We start from the raw sequence: 15387 nt of genomic DNA on the forward strand, positions 1-15387 counted from the left end.
GGTGTTCTCGAAGGAGTCGCCCGATGGAAGAGCGCACGCGCGCGTATCTCCGGGGGCGCTTTCGGGATCACTACCGCCGGACGGAGCCGACGCTCCCGCCCGACGCCGACGCGCGCGAGTGGGGCCACATCCCGTGGACTGCGGGTCCGGGAACCACGATGGTGCGCCACAACTCGACGCTCGATCTGGGCGACCTCTCGGATTTCCTCGCGCGCGAGCGCCCCCGCCACGTCTACTTCTCAGCGGGGCGATACGACGATCCCGGCGCGGGGTCGATGGCCGAAAAGGACTGGCGCGGCTCGGACCTGATCTTCGATCTCGACGCCGACCACCTTCCAAGTGTGGAACTCGGCGAGGATACCTATGGAGAGATGCTCGAAAAGTGTAAGGCCGCACTGTTGCGCCTGCTCGACTTTCTGGAAAACGACTTCGGCTTCCGTGACCTCACGATCGTCTTCTCCGGCGGGCGTGGCTATCACGTCCACGTTCGGGAGAGGGGCGTCCAGCCGCTCGAAAGCGATGCGCGCCGCGAGATCGTCGACTACGTCCGGGGAATCGGTCTCGACATCGACGCGCTTGTCTCCCACGAAGCGGTCGGCGGAACAGCAGGACGGGCCAGTCCGGCCAGAAAGCGCACGCTCGATACGACCGGCGGCTGGAGTCGACGTGCCCACCGCCACCTCGTGGCGTTCGTCGACGAACTGCTCGCCATGGACGAAGAGGCTGCGCTCGCCCGTCTCGAAGAGTTCGACGGCATCGGTGAGGGGAAGGCCGCGGCCGCGCTGCGCGCCGCGCGCACCAACTACGACGAGATCGAGGCGGGGAACATCGACGTTCATCCGGCTTTCTACGCGCTCTCTCAGCGATTGATTCCCGACGTGGTCGCGGCGGACAACGCACCTATCGACGAACCCGTCACCACGGACACCAATCGACTGATCCGCCTGCCGGGCAGTCTTCACGGTGGGAGCGGACTCCGTGTCGAACGGCTCGCGCGCGAGGAAATCGAGGGGTTCGACCCGCTTTCGGATACGATTCCCGAAACCTTCCGTGGACAAGACATCACTGTCGACTGCGACGAGGATTCAACTGTGGAACTCGCCGGCGATAGCTTTACGGTGCCGGCGGGGACATCTCACGTCCCGGAGTACGTCGGCGTGTTCCTCATGACACGCGGCAACGCCGAGAAGGGCGAAGAATGAACCTCGGAGACCTCCAGTCGACGCGGAGCAAGGAGCGCCAGAAGGACAGCCTCCAGCAACTGCGCGAGGATTTCTATACCGATGTGGGGGCCTTCGTTGCCGAACTCAGGACCGAACGCGAGCGCGCGGCCGAGGCCGCCGACGACCCCTTCGACGCGCCCGAGGTCCGCCGACTGACAGACGACATCAAGACCGCCGAGAACACCGTCGAGGCCATCTACGAGCGCCGCGTCGGCAAACTCGTCAAACTCGCCAGTCTCGCCGCCGCCGGCATGCCCGCGGACAAAGACGGTCTCACGGGCGAAGAACGCGATCTGTTCGGCACGCTCGTCGCGGCCATCGAATCGAACCGCGAGCACGTCCTCGACGACGTGCTCGCCGGGAGCGGCCACACGACCGACGAAACCGCCGCCACCGACGGACCGGCGACAGCCACCGAGACGGCCGACACGGCCGACGAGAGCGCGCACGGAGCGGCCGATACGTCACCGCCGGAGACGCCCGAATCGGTCGAACCCGAGGGCGCGGACGGGACGAGTGGGCGCGAACCCGCGCGCGAGGCCGAGGGTGGCGTCAGCGCGGCCGACGTGATGGGCGGCGAGACGCCTGACACGGCTGAATCGACGGACTCAACGGATGAATCGGCCGACGAACCGGTGGCCGCCGATTCGGCGGCTTCGGCCGAGCGCGCACCGGCCGGTGGGGACGATGCGGGCGGCGAAACGCCGGAGAGGGACACCGAGCGGACGACCGTTCGCATCACGCGCGACGTCGGCGAGGTGTTCGGCGCGGACGAGCGGACCTACCGGCTCGCGAGCGAGGACGTGGTGACGTTGCCCGCGGTCAATGCGACGCCGCTGCTCGAACGCGATGCGGCCGAACGGCTCGATTAGTACTTCGCACTCGCGCCGGTCGTCGCGTAGATGACGTCCATCAGCCCGTCGCGCTGGGACTGCCACGACTCGAACTCGTCGGGATTGTCGGGATACTCCTCGTAATGGTCGAGCAGGCGGTCGGCCTCGCGTTTGGTCTCGTAGAGGTCGAAGACCGTCTTCCAGTGGCCGAAGCTCTTGACTGCAGTCCGCAGTTTGAGCGGCAATCCGATGGTCGCACTGCCCGAATAGAGCGCGTCCGAGAGTTTCGCGGCCGGGAGTGCAGCCAACAATCCCGTGAGATTGTTGAGACCGGTCGCCGTGACGAAGATGTTGTAGACGTCGAGCGCCGCGTAGCGCCCGCCGAAGTGCTCCATGACACGTTCGTTGTATTCCCAGAGCGCCGCCTCGCTCACGTCGCCGTCCTCGATGGCGTCGATGGCCGCCTCGCCGGCGTACTTTCCGGCGTAGGCCGCGCCCGCGATGCCCCCGCCGGTCGTGGGATTGACGTGGGCGGCGGCGTCGCCGATGGCCATGAAGCCCGGGGCGACGCCCGAATCGTAGGGTCGGCGCGTCGGTAGCGCCGCACCGAGTTTGTCTTTGACGGTGGCGTTTTTGAACTCCGGGCGTTCGCGCAGGTCCTGTCGCAGCGCTTGGACGAGTTCCATCGGCTCCTCGCTCATCTGGAAGCCGAGTCCGACGTTGATCTCGGTGGGCGTGCGCGGGAAGTACCAGAGATAGCCCGCCGCGCGCTGGGTCGGCTTGAGCACGAGCGCGTCCTGCCACTCGACCGGTTCGTCGACCTCGACGACCTCGCGGTACGCAGACGAAAACTGCGAGTAGTTCACGTTCGTGTCGAACGTCGCGTCCGCGAGATCGGCTTTGTCCTGCAGGACCGAGAGCGCGCCGGCGGCGTCGATGACGAGTTCACTGCGGTACTCGACGGGGTCGCCCTGCCGTTTGGCATCGATGCCGGTCACGCGCCCGTCGGTTTGCTCGACGTCGTTCACCACGGTATCGTAGTGGAACTCCGTGCCGGCGTTCTCGGCCCCCTCGATGACGAGTTTGCCGTACTCCAGTCGGTCGATGACCGCGAGTTCGCCCGGGACGGGAATGTCGAGGACCGCGTCCTCCTGTGGGATCTCGAAGCGCCCGTGGTCGACTTCCGTGTTCGTAAACGAGGGTTCGATGTGCGATTTCGGGATCGCCTCGGGGAAGGCGTCGGCTCCCTTGAGCGCGTCGCCGCAGGCGATGTGGCCCGCTTCGTCCGCCGTTTTGCGCTCGACGATGGTGACGTCGTAGCCTGCCCGCCCGAGGGTCGCAGCGGCGTAGCAGCCGGCGGTCCCCGCGCCGACGATGGTCACGTCGGGTTCGTGTGTCGTCATTGGGTGACGATTGCGGGGCGCGTGGAAAAACCCTTCCAACGCGCCGTGGCCGCCATCGCGCGCTCGAATAGGTAAAGGGTTTTGTCGGGGCCGGCTGGAGTGACACCATGACCGACTACACCGTGGAGTTCGTCTCGACCGGCGACACCATCACTGTCTCGGACAAGGAGACCATCCTCTCGCGCTGTCTGGAGGAGGGTATCGCACAGGAGTACTCCTGTCGGGTCGGGATGTGTCTTGCCTGCTCGGCGAAGATCGTCGAGGGCGACGTGACCCAGCCCGCCGCGCGCGGTCTCTCCGAGCGCGAGTCCGAGGAGTACGCGCTGACCTGCATGGCGCGACCGCTCTCGGACCTGAAGATCGACCGCGGGAAGTACCCACCAAGCATCGAGGCGGACGGTGGTCAACCAGCACCGGCCGACGACTGAATCGGCCACAGTGACTACCGCGACGACTTGAATGGCCGGGCATAGCCGCAGACGGGTTTAGGCGAGCGGCGAGATACCACGAACCATGCCCGAGTCAGCGCCGTGGTTCGACGAGTACGAGCAGTTCGGCATCCCCGAGAGCCTCGAACCGTACCCCGACGAACCGGCACATGCCTTTCTCTACGAGAGCGCCGCGGCCCACCCCGAACAGGGTCTCGTTCAACTCGGCGAGAAGGTCACGTATCCCGAACTCGCCGAACAGGTCGACAGGCTGGCGAGCGCGCTCGCCGACCGTGGCGTCAGGAAGGGCGATCGCGTGGCGACCATCCTGCCGACCTCCATCCAGTTCGTGCTCGCCGATTATGCGATCTCGCGGGCCGGCGGCGTCCACATCCCGAACGATTTCCTGGACGCCGACGACGACCTTCGCTACCGTCTCGAACAGGGCGATCCCGAGGTGCTCATCGGACAGGACAGTCACCGCGACCTGCTGCTCTCGCTGCGCGACGACCTCGACATCGAGCACCTGATCCTCACCGACATCGCCGACTACTCCGCGAACCCGCCCACCGACTACGACGACGTCACCGGTGTCGAGTGGCTGCCTGAAGTGATCGAAAGCGCCGACGACACGCCGCCCGACATCGAGTTCGATCCCGCTGAGGACGTCCACACCCTCTTGTTTACCGGCGGCACGACCGGCCAGCCGAAAGGTTGTCTGCTCACCCATCGGAACGTGACCGCGAACGCCTTGCAGGGAACGGCGAACATGAGTCGGATGGCTCAACTGATGCGCGGCGGCGAGACGGCGCTGATGGCGCTGCCGCTCTATCACGCCTATGGCTACTCGGTGATTCACTCGCTGGTCGAACTCGGATTGGACGTCCTCACCGTGCCGGACGCGCGCGATACCGGCGCGATGCGTGACCTCATCGAAGAGTACGACCCCGTCATCATGATGGGGGTCCCGACCCAGTTCATGGAGATCGTCGACGAGGAACTCGGCCAGGACATCATCGGCATCTCCGGGTCGGCACCGCTCGCAAGCGAGACCAAAGACGCCTTCGAAGAGCAGAGCACGGGCGTCTCGCAGGGCTACGGTCTCTCGGAGATGTCGCCGATAACCCATTTCAATACTCGCGGCCTGCTCGACATGATGGCCGGCGGAAAATCGGACGGAAGCGGGTTCGATCAGCCGACCATCGGCGTTCCCGTCCCCGACACGGAGGTAAAACTCGTCGACGTCGACTCCGGAGAACCCATCCCACTGGACGAGGCGATCGAGGACGAACGCGAGGGCGAGATGTATCTCGACGGCCCGCAGCGAATGCAGGGCTATCTCAACACGGACAAACAGCCTTTCGACGACGAGGGGTTCGTGAGCACCGGCGACGTGGTAAAGATCGACGAGAGCGGCCGTTTCTACGTCGTCGACCGGGTGAAGAACATGATCAACGTCTCCGGACTGAAAGTCTACTCCGAGGAGGTCGATGAAGTCCTGTTCGGTCACCCCGGTATCAAACGGCCGGCAACGGTGGGCGTTCCGGACCCCGAACGGCCGGGCAGCGAGCGCGTGAAGGTCTACGTGGAGACCGATCCCGGCTACGACGGCGCACTCTCCGAGCAGGAGGTCGTCGAGTATCTCGAGGGGAAGGTCGCAAAGCACGCCGTGCCCTCCGCGGTGGAGTTCGTCGAGCGCGTTCCGCTGACCGATATCGGCAAGACCGACAAGAAGGCGCTGCGCGAGCGCAACGAGGCCGAAGTGGCGGGATAACGAGCCACCGGCCGAGTGCCGGTGTGGTCGTCGGGCCACCGTCGGCACCGTTCTTCGCGACCTCGGTGGCAAAACGCATTTGCCCGGACGCCTCCTAGTAGGACTATGACGTTCCAACCGGAGAGCGGACTTGATCAGACGGAAGTCACCGAGCGCGTCGACGGAGCCATCGACGAGAACGAGGTGGTACTGTTCATGAAGGGCAACGAACTGATGCCTCAGTGTGGCTACTCCGACCGCGCGCTCGGGCTGATTTCCCAGTACCGCGACGATTTCGCGACGGTGGACGTGCTCGAATCCATCGACGAGTATCGAACCGCGCTCGAAGCCCACAGCGGCTGGACGACGACCCCCCAGACGTACGTCGACGGCGAGTTCATCGGTGGCAGCGACGTGCTCGCCGAACTCGATGAGCGCGGCGACCTTGAAGCGGCGCTGGCCGGCGAGTGATGGGGCCGATGAAAGACAGGGAATATACGTACCGGACACGTACGAACCGACGAACGGGCAGCGTCGGCAGCACGCCCGACTGCCGGTGATACCATGAACGACTGTGTATTCAAACTCCACTCGACGCTCGAACTGCCCCTCGAAGACCTCCACGAGTTCCTCGACGACCCACCCCTTCCCGAGGAACTCGAATCGATCGACCTCACGCGCCGGAACAACACGCTCATCGTCAGTGCCGTCGCCGACGACGACTCCCTCAGTAAATACACGCCGACGGCACAGCTGAAAGCCAGCGTGACCGAAAACCGGGTCTACGAGGAGCCACCCGAAGAGCAGAAACCGCCCGCCGGCGGCCCGCGCTGGGGCGGTCCCGGCGAGGAAGACGAGATGCCACCCTCCGAACTCGTCGAGTACGCCTGCTTCAAAGGTGATCGAGAGACCGTCCTCCAGAACACCGCCGTCCAGTACGCGATGTTCGAGGTGCTCCGGGACATCGCCCGCATCGCCGAGAAAGGAACTCTCACAGCGATCACCGCCCGCGACGGCGACCTCACCGCCACCCGCATCGTCGACGGCGAGGACCGCCCCGCCTCGCTCGAAGTCGTCGAGGATCCCTCCGAAGGACCGGCCGCGAGCAAGGGCGTCGACTGGCGCAACAACGAGTTCATCTCGTAACGCCTCGTCTCACCGGTTTTCCACGACACAGCCCCGACAGTGGCTTCGCCGTCCCGACGGTGCACGTGCCGGCAGCGTGCCTTTGCCTCCCGACGGCGTACCGTGGCACATCGGACGACATGCCGGTCTCGATCCGATCTCCGAACACCGATATCGTTTTTCACGACGAGTACCAATCGACCCTGAACCGCAATCCCACCGCTCGGCGCTCGAAGCCCGCACGGTGGGTCAAAATCAGAGAAACAGTTATATAGTAGTAGAACTAACCCAGAGTTAGGATGACACCACAACTCCAGCAGTTCGACGACCGCGACGGCGACGCGCTGCGGCGGTACGAGTACGACGACAGCGTGGTCTACGCGGCCGACATCGGCACCGAGGCCGACGAGACGACGGTCGACGTCGTGGACGGCACCGTGATGATCGTCAGCGGCGACGAGCAGGCCGATTTCGAGATCGCCGAGTCGGGAACGGCCGAAGCGATTATCAAAAACGGCGTGCTCACCGTCGAGGTGGCACGATGAAACTCACCGTCAAACCGCTCAAACAGAAGGACGCCGGGCGCGGACTGGCGGCGGTCGACCGCGCGGCGATGGACGAACTCGACCTCGAAAACGGCGACTACATCCTCATCGAGGCCGGCGAGGGCCGCGCCATCGCGCGCGTCTGGCCCGGCTATCCCGACGACCAGAACCAGAACGTGATCCGCATCGACGGCCAGCTCCGCGGCGAGGCCCAAGTGGGCATCGACGACCGCGTGACCGTCGAGAAGGCGGAGGTCAAACCGGCCCAGTCAGTCACCGTGGCGCTGCCCCAGAACCTCCGCATCCGGGGCAACATCGGCCCCTACGTCCAGGACAAACTCTCGGGACAGGCCATCACGCAGGGTCAGACCATCCCCTTCTCGCTGGGCTTCGGGCCGTTCTCGGGCGGCTCCGGCCAGCGCATTCCCCTGAAAGTCGCCGAAACGAACCCGGACGGAACCGTGATCGTCGCCGAGAGCACCGACATCGAGATCAGCGAGAAGCCCGCCGAGGAGATCGTCTCCGACGCTGCGGGCAGCGGCAGCGGCGCGAGCGCCCCTTCAGTGACCTACGAGGACATCGGCGGGTTGGACCGCGAACTCGAACAGGTCCGCGAGATGATCGAGCTGCCGATGCGCCACCCCGAACTGTTCCAACAGTTGGGCATCGACCCGCCGAAAGGGGTTCTCCTGCACGGCCCGCCCGGCACTGGCAAGACCCTGATCGCCAAGGCGGTCGCCAACGAGATCGACGCCCACTTCGAGACGATCTCCGGGCCGGAGATCATGTCGAAATACTACGGCGAGAGCGAAGAACAGCTCCGCGAGATGTTCGACGAAGCGGAAGAAAACGAGCCGGCGATCGTCTTCATCGACGAGATCGACTCCATCGCGCCGAAACGCGACGAGACGTCGGGTGACGTCGAGCGCCGGGTCGTGGCCCAACTGCTCAGCCTGATGGACGGGCTCGAAGAGCGCGGGCAGGTCACCGTCATCGCTGCCACCAACCGTGTCGACGCGATCGACCCCGCGCTGCGCCGTGGCGGGCGTTTCGACCGCGAGATCGAAATCGGTGTCCCCGACAAAGAGGGTCGCAAGGAGATCCTGCAGGTCCATACGCGCGGCATGCCGCTCGCGGACGGCATCGACCTCGACACCTACGCCGAGAACACGCACGGGTTCGTCGGGTCCGACCTCGAATCCCTCGCCAAGGAGTCGGCGATGAACGCACTCCGACGGATTCGTCCGGAACTCGACTTGGACGAAGAGGAGATCGACGCCGAGGTGCTCGAATCGATGCAGGTCACCCGCGACGATCTCAAGGCGGCGCTCAAGGGCATCGAGCCGAGCGCGCTCCGCGAGGTCTTCGTCGAGGTCCCTGATGTGACGTGGGAGCACGTCGGTGGCCTGGAAGGCACCAAAGAGCGCCTCCGTGAGACGGTGCAGTGGCCGCTCGACTATCCCGAGGTGTTCGAGGCCATGGACATGAACGCCGCCAAGGGCGTGATGATGTACGGCCCGCCCGGCACGGGCAAGACCCTGCTGGCGAAGGCCGTCGCCAACGAGGCTGAGTCGAACTTCATCTCGATCAAGGGTCCCGAACTGCTCAACAAGTTCGTCGGCGAGTCGGAGAAAGGAGTGCGAGAGGTGTTCTCGAAGGCACGCGAGAACGCCCCCACGGTGATCTTCTTCGACGAGATCGATGCCATCGCGGGCGAGCGCGGCCGCAACATGGGCGACTCCGGGGTGGGTGAACGTGTGGTCTCCCAGCTCCTCACGGAACTCGATGGGCTGGAAGAGTTGGAGGACGTCGTGGTCATCGCCACCTCCAACAGACCCGACCTGATCGACAGCGCACTGTTGCGCCCGGGCCGCCTCGACAGGCACGTCCACGTGCCGGTGCCCGACGGGGACGCCCGCGAGGCCATCTTCGAGGTCCACACGCGCGACAAACCGCTCGCCGAGAGCGTCGATCTCGCTGACCTCGCCCGGCGGACGGAGGGCTACGTCGGCGCGGACATCGAGGCCGTCACCCGCGAGGCCGCGATGGCCGCCACCCGCGAGTTCATCGAGAGCGTCGGTCCCGAGGACATGGCGAGCAGCGTCGGCAACGTCCGCATCGACGACGACCACTTCGAGCAGGCGCTCACCGAAGTCACCCCGAGCGTCACCGCCGAGACGAAAGAACGGTACGACGAGATCGAAGACCGCTTCGACAGCGGCGAACCCGCCACCGAGGAGCGCGAGGTCGGTCGGACGTTCCAATAGCGGACCTCCACTTTTTTACTCCTCGGGTCGGCTCACTCCGTTCGCCGACCGCTCGTCGCAAAAACCTGGACTAAAAACTCCCGCTCGCGCCTCCGGCGCTCGCGGTGAACCGCGCTCGTTCCACTCGCGCGGATGCTGCTCTGCCACAAACCGCACAGCACCGCCGAAGCCCTCGGCGCGCGCTCACTTCGTTCGCTCGCGCGCCTCGCCCTTCATCCGCCAGGGGACCGCCGCCGCACCGCAGCCGCCACCGCCGGGCGGCCGGGGCCGCCAAAATTCACGTTCGCCGTTCGACCACCGAACCAGAACCCATTACCTCGGCTGGCTCCTATCGGTTCACAATGGTTGCCAGCCCGCTCGCAGCCGTCGGGACGGGGATTTCCGGTCAGCTCTCGGGAGTCACGACGGGCGGCTACGGGCTGGCGGTATTCTTTCTCATCGGACTCTTCGGTGGTGCACACTGCATCGGGATGTGCGGACCGTTGGTCGCGACCTACGCCGAGCGCATGGAGACCGACGACCGTTGGTCGGGCGCGCTCACCCTCTACGAGGTACGCCAGCACGCGCTGTTCAACCTCGGGCGCACGATCAGCTACGCGCTCATCGGCGGCTTGTTCGGACTCGCCGGCGCACTCCTCTACGGAACCGTGGAACTCGCGGGCGTGCTCGGCCCGATCCAGGGCGCGATCGGTATCGTGATGGGTGGCGCGATCGTCGCGATGGGTGTCACCCGGCTGGCGGGTTACCGACAGGGCGCGGTCGAGGGGATCGTCGCCGGCACGGGTCTCGGCTCGCTGTTCGCCCGGAGCTACACGGCCATCTCGACGCGCATCGACCGCTGGGTCAACGGCGTCGGCATCGTGGGACTGGGCGCGCTTCACGGTCTGCTCCCGTGCATGCTGCTCTATCCTGCCTTTCTCTACGCATTCGCACAGGGCTCACCCCTGCATGGATTCCTCGCGCTCGGCGCGCTCGGTTGCGGCACGATTCCGAGCGTCTTCCTCTACGGGACGGTCATCCAGTCGGTGAGCGCGCGCCAGCGACAGGTCGTCCACTACGGTCTTGGCGTACTCTTTATCGGGCTTGGTTACGTACTACTGGCGATGGGTTTCATGCGTTTCGGCGTCGCCCTCCCGCTGCCGGACATCCCCTACTACCAGCCGCTCGGACCGGGTGGGAGCGCCTGAATGGCGGCGTGTACGCTCTGTGAACTCCCCGTCGAGAAGCCGATCACGGCCCCGGATGTCGACGGGGACTTTTGCTGTCGTGGCTGTCTCGAAGTCGCCCGCCTCGTCGACGAAGGCGAGGAGACCGACCTCTCGATCACGGCCATCCGCGAGCGCGCCACTGAGGACGATCCCGAACTCTCGGTTCCCGATGGCGCGGAGACGGCCTATCTCTCCGTCGACGGGATGCACTGCCAGACCTGCGAGGGATTCATGGAACTGCTCGCCGAGGAGGCCGAGGGTGTTCACGAGGCGCGTGCGAGCTACGCGACCGAGATGCTCCGTGTCGTCTACGATCCCGACGAAACCGATCGCGACGCGCTCGCCGAAGCGGTGAGTCGCCTCGGCTATCGGGCGAGCGGACCCGACGAGGAGGACGACTCGCTGCGCTCGCGCGTCGAATTCGGGAAATATCGGGCCATCCTCGCCGCCGTGGTGATGATGCCGGTGTTGATTCCCTACACCCTGTTCATCTATCCCGTGTATCTCGGCATCTATCCCGAGAGCTTCCTCTACGGCTCGACGATCGAGACGATGGTGTTCGGCCCGCTCGCGGTCTGGAGCACCCTCATCCTCATCGGTCTCGGCTACCCCATCTTCCGAGGAGCCTACGTGAGCCTGCGCGTCGGCCGGCCGAACATGGACGTGCTCATCGCCATCGCCGTGCTCGCGGCCTACGGCTACTCGATGATCACCTTCCTCACCGGCGGGCGCGACCCGTACTTCGACGTCGCGGTGATGGTGCTCGTCGTCGTCACCATCGGTAACCACATCGAGTCGCGCGTCAAGCGCGCCGCGCTCGGCAACCGGACCGAACTCACCGACTCGCGCGCGAGCGAGGCACGCCGGATGGTCGGCGAGAGTACCGAGACGATCGATATCGACGCCTGCGAACCGGGTGATCGCCTGCTCGTCAAACCCGGCGAGCGCATCCCCGTCGACGGGACCATCGTCGAGGGCACCGCGGCCATCGACGAGGCGCTGGTCACCGGTGAATCGGTCCCGCAGCGCAAGTCCGCCGGCGACGACGTCCTGGGTGGATCGGTACTCACCGACAGCGCGATCGTCGTCGAAGTCGGGCCGGACGCCACGAGCACCATCGATCGGCTCGTCGAACTGCTCTGGAGCGTCAAGAGCTCCGATTCGGGCGTTCAGCGCCTCGTCAACCGGTTCGCGGTCGTGTTCGTCCCTCTCGTGGTCTCGATCGCCGCGCTCACGGCCGTCGGCTGGCTCGCGCTCGGCAACGACGTGAGCACGGCCATGCTGGCCGGCGTTTCGGTCCTCGTGATCTCCTGTCCGTGCTCGCTCGGCATCGCCACGCCGCTCGCGCTCGCGGCGGCTACCCGCGACGCCGCCGACGATCGGATCCTGGTGCTCAACGAGACCGTGCTCGAACGGATCGACGACTCGGAGATCGTCGTCTTCGATAAAACTGGCACGCTCACCACTGGTGAGATGGAACTCGCGGACGTCGTCGGTGAGAACGAGGACGAGGTGCTCGCGATGGCCGCCGCCGTCGAGCGCCGGTCGAGCCACCCGATCGCCGCCGCCATCGACGCGGCCGCGCCGCCGACCACCCGTTCCGTCTCCGCCTTCGAGCGCGCCGATCGAACGGTTTCGGCGCTCGTCGACGACACCCGCGTGGTCGTCGGCCATCCCGATTCGTTCGGCGACGAGTGGGCGATGTCCGAAGGAATCGAGCAGGCAGTCGTCGAGGCCTACGATTCGGGGACTCATCCGACGGCGGTCGCGTGGGATGGGGAGGTACGTGGGCTCGTGACGGTCCGCGACACCCCCCGCGAGGGCTGGGCCGACGTCGTCTCCGATCTCGCGGCGGCCGACCGCGAGATCGTCGTGCTGACCGGCGACGACGAGCGGATGACCGGCACCTTCGCGAACCATCCCGACGTCGATCAGGTCTTCTCGGGCGTGCGCCCCGAGTCGAAGGGGGCGATCGTCCGCGGCCTGCGCGAGCGCGGGACGACGACGATGGTCGGCGACGGGACGAACGACGCGCCGGCGCTTGCGAGCGCGGATCTGGGGATCGCCGTCGCGAGCGGCACCGAGATCGCCATCGAGGCGGCCGACGCCGTCGTGATGGACGACCGCCTCGAAGCCGTGCCCAAACTGTTCTCGCTGGCGACGGCGACGCGCGGACGCATCAAGCAGAACCTGCTCTGGGCGGGCGCGTACAACGCGGTGGCGATCCCGCTCGCGATCGCGGGCGTCATCACGCCGCTGCTCGCCGCCCTCATGATGGCCGTCAGCAGCCTCATCGTCGTCTACAACTCCAAGCGCCGGCTGCTGGACGAGTCCGAGCGGTCGATACCGTCCAGCGAGCGCCCGCAGGTACAGCCCCGGCCGCAGTCGAACTGACCGCTGGCGTTCACATCATCGTCAGAAATCGCGGAGCTACGGCTTTTTCTGAGCGATTTCGTAAATCGAATCGGTCAGCGTATCGACGCCGATGGCGATGGATTCCTCGTCGACGTCGAAGGTCGCGGTGTGATGCCCACCGGGGTGGTCGGTGCCGACGCAGACGTAGGCCGCCAGCCCGCCGTTTTCTTGTACTGTTCGCATGAGATAGGTCGCGTCCTCGCTACCGCCGAGTGCGTCACGGTCGGTCGCCGTCTCGACGCTTGCCATCCCACTAGAGATTTCGTGGACGATGTCGACGAGTGCCGTATCGCTTTCGGCGCTCGGTGCGCCGCCCACGGTTGTGAGTTCGAGCGAACAGCCGTGGATTCCAGCAGCGTGGTCGAGCGTGCGCTCGGCCCGTTCGCGGGTGTACTCCATCAGCTCCGTGCTCTGACCTCTGACTTCGCCCTCGACGAACGCCTCCTCGGGAACGATGTTCGTCGCGCTGCCGCCGCCGACCATCCCTGCATTTACCCTCGTGGGACCGTCGCCGTGGCGCGGGATCGCGTAGAGGTTTTGAACGGCGGTCGCCATCGCCTGCACCGCGTTGTCGCCCGCGTTCGGTTCGTTGCCGGCGTGGGCGGGTGTACCCGAAAAGTCCGCGCGGAAGTGATGGACCGCGAGGAAGTCGTCGATGCCCGCGACGACCTCGCCCGTCGGGTGGTCGAGGCCGACGTGGACGGCCAAGAGGTAGTCCACGTCGTCGAGGTGACCACTCCCGGCCATCGGCTTCCCACCGGCGACTATCTCCTCACCGGGCTGAAAGAGGAGTTTGAACGTGCCTTGGAAGTCGCTCTCGGCAATCGCTTCGAGCACCCCGATGCCGATGGTCGCGTGGGCGTCGTGCCCGCAGGCGTGCATCGCACCGGTTCGAGAGCGAAACCCTTCCCCGACCGGTGTGTGCTCTTCGTCTTCCGATTCTTCGCGCGGTAAGCCGTCGATGTCGACTCGGAGCGCGACCGTGGGTCCCTCGCCACGTTCGAGCACCGCCACCGCGCCGGTGTAGCCACCCTTCAGTTGATCTAGAACGTCCCCGCGTGCGCCGACCTCGCGGGCACGGTCGTACCATCGCTGGAGTTCGTCATCGTCGGGCACGGCCGTGCGCTCGCCGTCGCCGAGGGCGTCCGGGCCGACGTAGAGTTCGTCGACGCCGATGCGTTCGCACTCGTCGACGATGCGGCTCGTGGTGTAGAACTCCCGCCACGCGGGTTCGGGGTGGCGGTGGAGATCACGGCGCAACTCGATGAGATCCGCGTGGCGGGCTTCCTGCATATCCCGACTCCGGACCGCCGAATCTTAACTTCGGGTGGTGTCAACGGACCCGTTCGATGTCGACTTCGACGTGGACGCCGGCCGGGAACTCGCCACCGGCGACGCTGCGGGCGAACTCGTCGTGGCCGACGATTTCGATGGTGCGCGAGTAGATCGTATAGGTCCAGTCGGGAAAGCGTCCGCCGGTCGTCGAGAGCCGTTTCGATTGGGGCGCGCGCTGCTGGCGGGGCTGACTCGCGTGCGGGCCGCCGAACTCGACACCCTTGCGCGCGGCGGTTTCCTTGATGTCCTCGACCACGCGGTCGAGCGAACCCCGATCGCCGCTCGTGAGGTCGAGTTTCGTGACGAAAGGCATGCTCGTGGCTCTGTTCCCGACCGCTCAAAACGCCCTCGGTTGGTCCCCCGCCAGCGGGCGAAACAACAACCAGTTAAAGGCTGCCTGAATACTCGTGGCAATGGCAGTCGAAGCGACGAGCGCGGGGGCTATCCTCTTTCGCGACACGAGAGGCCGCCGCGAGTACCTCCTGCTCAAGAGCCGTCCCGGGGACTGGGAGTTCCCCAAAGGCGGCGTCGAGGGCGAGGAAGAACTCCAGCAGACGGCGATTCGAGAGGTAACGGAGGAAGCGGGGATCAGCGATTTCAGGCTCCTCGACGGCTTCCGCCGCGAGTACGACTACGTGTTTCAGGCCGGCGGCGAAACCATCCACAAGACGGTGCACCTGTTCATCGCCGAATCGGAAGAGGCGAGCGCCGAACTCTCCCACGAGCACCGCGACCACCAGTGGCGCGACTACGAACAGGCGCTCAACACGATCACCCAAGACGGTCCGCGCGACATCTTCCGGGAGGCCCACGACTTCATCGACGATGCGGACTACTGACCGGCCGGCGGCA

14 protein-coding genes are annotated in these 15387 nt (G+C 65.9%); 11 read left to right on the forward strand and 3 right to left on the reverse strand.

Going from position 1 to position 15387, the window contains the following annotated elements:
* The first annotated feature begins 23 nt into the window (after nt 1-23).
* Both priS and ACP97_RS16795 read left to right on the forward strand, forming a co-directional pair.
* Nucleotides 24-1202, forward strand: a complete 1179-nt coding sequence (gene priS, locus ACP97_RS16790; protein WP_049998994.1) for a DNA primase small subunit PriS — start codon at nt 24-26, stop codon at nt 1200-1202.
* On the forward strand, nt 1199-2095 hold the full coding sequence (locus tag ACP97_RS16795; protein ID WP_049998995.1) for a hypothetical protein: 897 nt from the start codon (nt 1199-1201) through the stop codon (nt 2093-2095). The genes priS and ACP97_RS16795 overlap by 4 nt, the downstream gene beginning before the upstream one ends.
* Here the strand turns inward: ACP97_RS16795 and ACP97_RS16800 are convergent.
* Nucleotides 2092-3459 (reverse strand): geranylgeranyl reductase family protein, encoded by a 1368-nt coding sequence (locus tag ACP97_RS16800; protein WP_049998996.1) that lies wholly within the window; start codon nt 3457-3459, stop codon nt 2092-2094. The genes ACP97_RS16795 and ACP97_RS16800 overlap by 4 nt on opposite strands.
* Nucleotides 3460-3566: 107 nt before the next feature.
* Between ACP97_RS16800 and ACP97_RS16805 the strand changes: the two genes are divergently transcribed.
* The 8 genes from ACP97_RS16805 to ACP97_RS16840 all read left to right on the forward strand — a co-directional run bounded on the left by ACP97_RS16805 (nt 3567) and on the right by ACP97_RS16840 (nt 13179).
* Nucleotides 3567-3887: a 2Fe-2S iron-sulfur cluster-binding protein gene (locus ACP97_RS16805; protein WP_049998997.1), complete on the forward strand. Its 321-nt coding sequence runs from the start codon at nt 3567-3569 to the stop codon at nt 3885-3887.
* A gap of 85 nt (nt 3888-3972) precedes the next feature.
* Nucleotides 3973-5661 carry an AMP-binding protein gene (locus ACP97_RS16810; protein WP_049998998.1) on the forward strand — a complete coding sequence of 563 codons (1689 nt, stop codon included), beginning with the start codon at nt 3973-3975 and terminating at the stop codon, nt 5659-5661.
* Nucleotides 5662-5766: 105 nt separating this feature from the next.
* On the forward strand, nt 5767-6111 hold the full coding sequence (locus ACP97_RS16815) for a glutaredoxin family protein (protein ID WP_049998999.1): 345 nt from the start codon (nt 5767-5769) through the stop codon (nt 6109-6111).
* A gap of 93 nt (nt 6112-6204) precedes the next feature.
* A complete protein-coding gene (locus ACP97_RS16820) occupies nt 6205-6786 on the forward strand; it encodes a DUF7110 family protein (protein WP_049999000.1) in 582 nt (193 codons plus the stop codon).
* Between the two features lie 278 nt (nt 6787-7064).
* Complete coding sequence (locus ACP97_RS16825) at nt 7065-7310, forward strand: DUF7127 family protein (RefSeq protein ID WP_049999001.1); 246 nt, start codon at nt 7065-7067, stop codon at nt 7308-7310.
* Nucleotides 7307-9577, forward strand: a complete 2271-nt coding sequence (locus tag ACP97_RS16830) for a CDC48 family AAA ATPase (RefSeq protein ID WP_049999002.1) — start codon at nt 7307-7309, stop codon at nt 9575-9577. Before ACP97_RS16825 ends, ACP97_RS16830 begins: the two co-directional genes overlap by 4 nt.
* Nucleotides 9578-9918: 341 nt before the next feature.
* The gene (locus ACP97_RS16835) at nt 9919-10764 is read left to right on the forward strand and encodes a sulfite exporter TauE/SafE family protein (RefSeq protein ID WP_079977695.1); all 846 of its coding nucleotides are present in this window, start codon (nt 9919-9921) and stop codon (nt 10762-10764) included.
* Nucleotides 10765-13179: a heavy metal translocating P-type ATPase gene (locus ACP97_RS16840; RefSeq protein ID WP_049999003.1), complete on the forward strand. Its 2415-nt coding sequence runs from the start codon at nt 10765-10767 to the stop codon at nt 13177-13179. It abuts the gene before it with no gap.
* Nucleotides 13180-13215: 36 nt separating this feature from the next.
* Here ACP97_RS16840 and ACP97_RS16845 read toward each other — a convergent pair whose 3' ends face one another.
* Nucleotides 13216-14493 (reverse strand): amidohydrolase, encoded by a 1278-nt coding sequence (locus ACP97_RS16845; protein WP_049999004.1) that lies wholly within the window; start codon nt 14491-14493, stop codon nt 13216-13218.
* A gap of 40 nt (nt 14494-14533) precedes the next feature.
* A complete protein-coding gene (locus ACP97_RS16850) occupies nt 14534-14848 on the reverse strand; it encodes an uS10/mL48 family ribosomal protein (protein WP_049999005.1) in 315 nt (104 codons plus the stop codon).
* Nucleotides 14849-14948: 100 nt separating this feature from the next.
* Here ACP97_RS16850 and ACP97_RS16855 point away from each other — a divergent pair, with 100 nt between their 5' ends.
* Nucleotides 14949-15374 (forward strand): bis(5'-nucleosyl)-tetraphosphatase, encoded by a 426-nt coding sequence (locus ACP97_RS16855; RefSeq protein WP_049999006.1) that lies wholly within the window; start codon nt 14949-14951, stop codon nt 15372-15374.
* The last annotated feature ends 13 nt before the right edge of the window (nt 15375-15387 follow it).

The sequence above is a fragment of the Halococcus sediminicola genome (genome assembly GCF_000755245.1).
GTDB lineage: Archaea > Halobacteriota > Halobacteria > Halobacteriales > Halococcaceae > Halococcus > Halococcus sediminicola.

Excerpts from the sequence above, each read along its gene's own strand:
- priS (WP_049998994.1), top strand. The coding sequence starts at position 24 with ATGGAAGAGCGCACGCGCGCGTATCTCCGGGGGCGCTTTCGGGATCAC.
- ACP97_RS16795 (WP_049998995.1), top strand. The coding sequence starts at position 1,199 with ATGAACCTCGGAGACCTCCAGTCGACGCGGAGCAAGGAGCGCCAGAAG.
- ACP97_RS16800 (WP_049998996.1), bottom strand. The coding sequence starts at position 3,459 with ATGACGACACACGAACCCGACGTGACCATCGTCGGCGCGGGGACCGCC.
- ACP97_RS16805 (WP_049998997.1), top strand. The coding sequence starts at position 3,567 with ATGACCGACTACACCGTGGAGTTCGTCTCGACCGGCGACACCATCACT.
- ACP97_RS16810 (WP_049998998.1), top strand. The coding sequence starts at position 3,973 with ATGCCCGAGTCAGCGCCGTGGTTCGACGAGTACGAGCAGTTCGGCATC.
- ACP97_RS16815 (WP_049998999.1), top strand. The coding sequence starts at position 5,767 with ATGACGTTCCAACCGGAGAGCGGACTTGATCAGACGGAAGTCACCGAG.
- ACP97_RS16820 (WP_049999000.1), top strand. The coding sequence starts at position 6,205 with ATGAACGACTGTGTATTCAAACTCCACTCGACGCTCGAACTGCCCCTC.
- ACP97_RS16825 (WP_049999001.1), top strand. The coding sequence starts at position 7,065 with ATGACACCACAACTCCAGCAGTTCGACGACCGCGACGGCGACGCGCTG.
- ACP97_RS16830 (WP_049999002.1), top strand. The coding sequence starts at position 7,307 with ATGAAACTCACCGTCAAACCGCTCAAACAGAAGGACGCCGGGCGCGGA.
- ACP97_RS16835 (WP_079977695.1), top strand. The coding sequence starts at position 9,919 with ATGGTTGCCAGCCCGCTCGCAGCCGTCGGGACGGGGATTTCCGGTCAG.
- ACP97_RS16840 (WP_049999003.1), top strand. The coding sequence starts at position 10,765 with ATGGCGGCGTGTACGCTCTGTGAACTCCCCGTCGAGAAGCCGATCACG.
- ACP97_RS16845 (WP_049999004.1), bottom strand. The coding sequence starts at position 14,493 with ATGCAGGAAGCCCGCCACGCGGATCTCATCGAGTTGCGCCGTGATCTC.
- ACP97_RS16850 (WP_049999005.1), bottom strand. The coding sequence starts at position 14,848 with ATGCCTTTCGTCACGAAACTCGACCTCACGAGCGGCGATCGGGGTTCG.
- ACP97_RS16855 (WP_049999006.1), top strand. The coding sequence starts at position 14,949 with ATGGCAGTCGAAGCGACGAGCGCGGGGGCTATCCTCTTTCGCGACACG.